The sequence below is a fragment of the Thermoflexus sp. genome (genome assembly GCF_042408365.1).
GTDB lineage: Bacteria > Chloroflexota > Anaerolineae > Thermoflexales > Thermoflexaceae > Thermoflexus.
The window spans coordinates 1-2824 of sequence record NZ_JBHOQJ010000021.1 but is presented as its reverse complement, the minus strand read 5'-3'; the positions used below and the strand labels follow the sequence as shown (position 1 = coordinate 2824).

Sequence of the window (2824 nt, the reverse complement as noted above, 5' to 3'; positions counted from 1 at the left end):
GGCCTTCCCAGCCCAAAAAACTTGTTTTTCTTCCTCCCCACGCCCAAAGAGCCATGAGTAGGAAACTCTCCGTCGGATTATGCGACAAGTCTAATTTTTCCTCCTCCTCCGCCCTGCGGCCCAAAAGCGGTGGAGAGGAGGATGGGACGCTCCCCTTCCTCACCGTCACGTTGAAAGGCCTTGTCCAGCATGGGCGGATCCGCATGGAATCCGACGTCGAAAGCACCTGATCCCATCGTACGCTCCCCGCAGCTCATTGGGAAACAGGGAGGAACCATAATGGGCCTTCCTGATAGGGCTTGGGATTTCGCCGCTTGCGAATGCCTTGCCTGCTTCTGACTTGACAGATATTCTCCATTCGAATAAAATAAAAGCGCTTTACAAAAGCGCTTTACTAACCCAGCACGAAAGGATCCTCCGCCTGGAATGGGGACGAGCGCAGGCCGCCTGGGCGGATCTTTCCTGGGTTGAGAGGCTATGCCCACGATTTACGACATCGCGCGGGAAGCGGGTGTTTCCATCACCACCGTCTCTAACATCTTGAACAACAAGGGGCGCTTCAAGCCGGAGACGGTGGCCCGGGTGTTGGAGGCGGTGGAGCGGCTGAAATACCGCCCGAACTTCGCCGCCCGGAGCCTGGCGGCTCGCCGGACCAATACGGTGGCCCTCTCCGCGCTGCTCACCCCCGGATCCTTCGACCCCTTGAACCTCCAGTATTTCGGCGCCATCGCTCAAGCCATCAGCCGCTCTGGGTTCAATTTCTTGCTCCACATCAGCCATGACCTCGAGTCCTTCGAGCGCTTCGCCTCCACCGGGATCTGCGACGGCTGGATGCTGATGATGGTCCGTCGTCAGGATGAGCGCATCGCCCTTCTGAAGGAGTTGGGTGTTCCTTTCGTTTCCATCGGCCGGCCGGATGAGGTAGAAGGGATCGATGTAGTGGACACGGATTTCGAACAAACGGCCCGCCTGGCGCTGGAGCACCTGCTCGCTTTGGGGCATCGGCGGATCGCTTACCTGGCGGAACCCTTGGAGTTCGGCTACTCCGCGATCCGCCTTCAGGCCTATCTCGCTTGCCTAAGGGAATACGGTCTGGAGGAGAACGCGGACCTGGTGGCGGAAACGGATGGGACGGAGGCGGGGACCGTGCGGGCGTTGGAGGTGCTATGGGCCAAGGGACGCCCGATCACGGCGATCATCACCCATGATATCCCTGCGCTGACGGTGTTGCAGACCCTGAAGAGCTGGGGCCTGCGGGTCCCGGAGGACGTCTCGGTGGTCGGCTGCTCGGACTCCCCGCTGGCGGCCCTGGCGGACCCACCGCTGACGACCATCAACCTGTATGTGTCTCAAATCGCCGAGGCCGCCGCGGAAACCCTGGCCCGCCGGCTCCAGGACCCAGACGCCCCACCGGCTCGCATCCTGATCCCGGCCCAGCTGGTGGTGCGGAGTTCAACGGGCCCTGTAGGGATCGGGAAATGAAGTCCAGGCTCGGAGATCCCCTCGCCTTCGAAAGCGCCAGTAGAGGGGAGCCATGAGGGCGCGAAGAAACCGAATCGCGGGAATCAGCCTTCTGATCGTGGCTTTTGTGCGGGTCCTTCCCCTGCCGGCCCAGCGGGCTCGTGCGGCGGGCAACGACAACAACATCGAAAGGTATGGCCTGGGCCACAACAGCTGGGATCCCTTCTACCGCAGCCCGACTATGGCGGTCCCCACTGGACAAAGCGCTCACCTCCGCTTGCGGGTCTGTCGCTTCGATATCCACCGGGGCAGTGGTTCAGGTCTGGAACAGCGTGAAGGGCTAAGAAGAGTTTTACCCCATGTCCTGGGAAATTAAGGACACCGCTTAATAGTTGTCAAGAACCCGGACGGCTCGGTGATCTGGGAGGGCGACTCCAACCACGTGCGCACGCTGCCGTGTTCGGGTGAGGCGGTCTTCCAGGACAATTGGCAGTGGTAGCCGTGAGGAAACGTATCTTGGGGGAGAACGCTCCGGAGGCCTCTTCGTGAGGTCTCCGAAGCTGATCCACACTTATTGTAGGAGGTGGAAGATGGTTCCGCGACGTTTCTCCTTGTGGATAGCGGTGTTTGTGGCGCTGGGCCTGCTGTTGGCGGCCTGTGCGCAGCCGGCGACGCCCACGCAGGCACCATCCCCTCAGCCGGCCCCCACCCCGACCCCTGCCCCCAAGGTCAAGATCACCTACTGGGAGCAGGAGAACGAGGAGGTCGACGCCTTCCTGGATGAGCTGGTCGCCGACTTCATGAAAGCGCATCCGAACATCACCGTCGAACGGGTGCACTACGGCAACGAGGAGCTGCGGGATCAGTTCCAGGCGGCCAGCCTGGCCGGGGCGGCCCCCGAGCTGGTGCGGGTGCCCAACGACTTCGCCGGCCCCTTCAGCGCTCTGGGCATCATTGCCAAGGCCACCGAGGTGTTCGACCAGGCCTTCCTGGATCAGTTCATCCCTGAGGCCCTCAACGCCACCCGCGTCAAGGGGGAGATCTGGGGGGTGCCCGACAATTATGGCAACCACCTCATGTTGCTTTACAATAAGGACCTGGTCAAAGAGCCCCCCAAGGACACCGACGAGCTGATCCGGATGGCCCAGGAGCTCACTAAGGGGGAGATCCAGGGCTTCGCCTACAACCTGAACGAGCCCTTCTGGCTCGCCCCCTGGCTGGGCGCCTTCGGGACCTGGCCGCTGGATGAGAACGACAAGCCGACCTTCGACAACGAGGGCACGGTCGGGGCGCTTCAGTTCGTCCAGGATCTCAAGTTCAAGCACAAGGTGGTCCCCCAGGAGTGCGACTACAACTGCGCCGA

Annotated in this window: 3 protein-coding genes; all 3 read left to right on the top strand. The window is 61.8% G+C overall.

Annotated elements, in window-relative coordinates; translation table 11 throughout:
* The first annotated feature begins 477 nt into the window (after window positions 1-477).
* Window positions 478-1482: a LacI family DNA-binding transcriptional regulator gene (locus ACFMO5_RS01085; protein WP_376790926.1), complete on the top strand. Its 1005-nt coding sequence runs from the start codon at window positions 478-480 to the stop codon at window positions 1480-1482.
* A 52-nt stretch (window positions 1483-1534) separates the two neighbouring features.
* On the top strand, window positions 1535-1837 hold the full coding sequence (locus ACFMO5_RS01080) for a hypothetical protein (RefSeq protein WP_376790925.1): 303 nt from the start codon (window positions 1535-1537) through the stop codon (window positions 1835-1837).
* Window positions 1838-2051: 214 nt separating this feature from the next.
* The coding region (locus tag ACFMO5_RS01075) for an extracellular solute-binding protein (protein WP_376790924.1) at window positions 2052-2824 on the top strand (773 nt) is incomplete at its 3' end.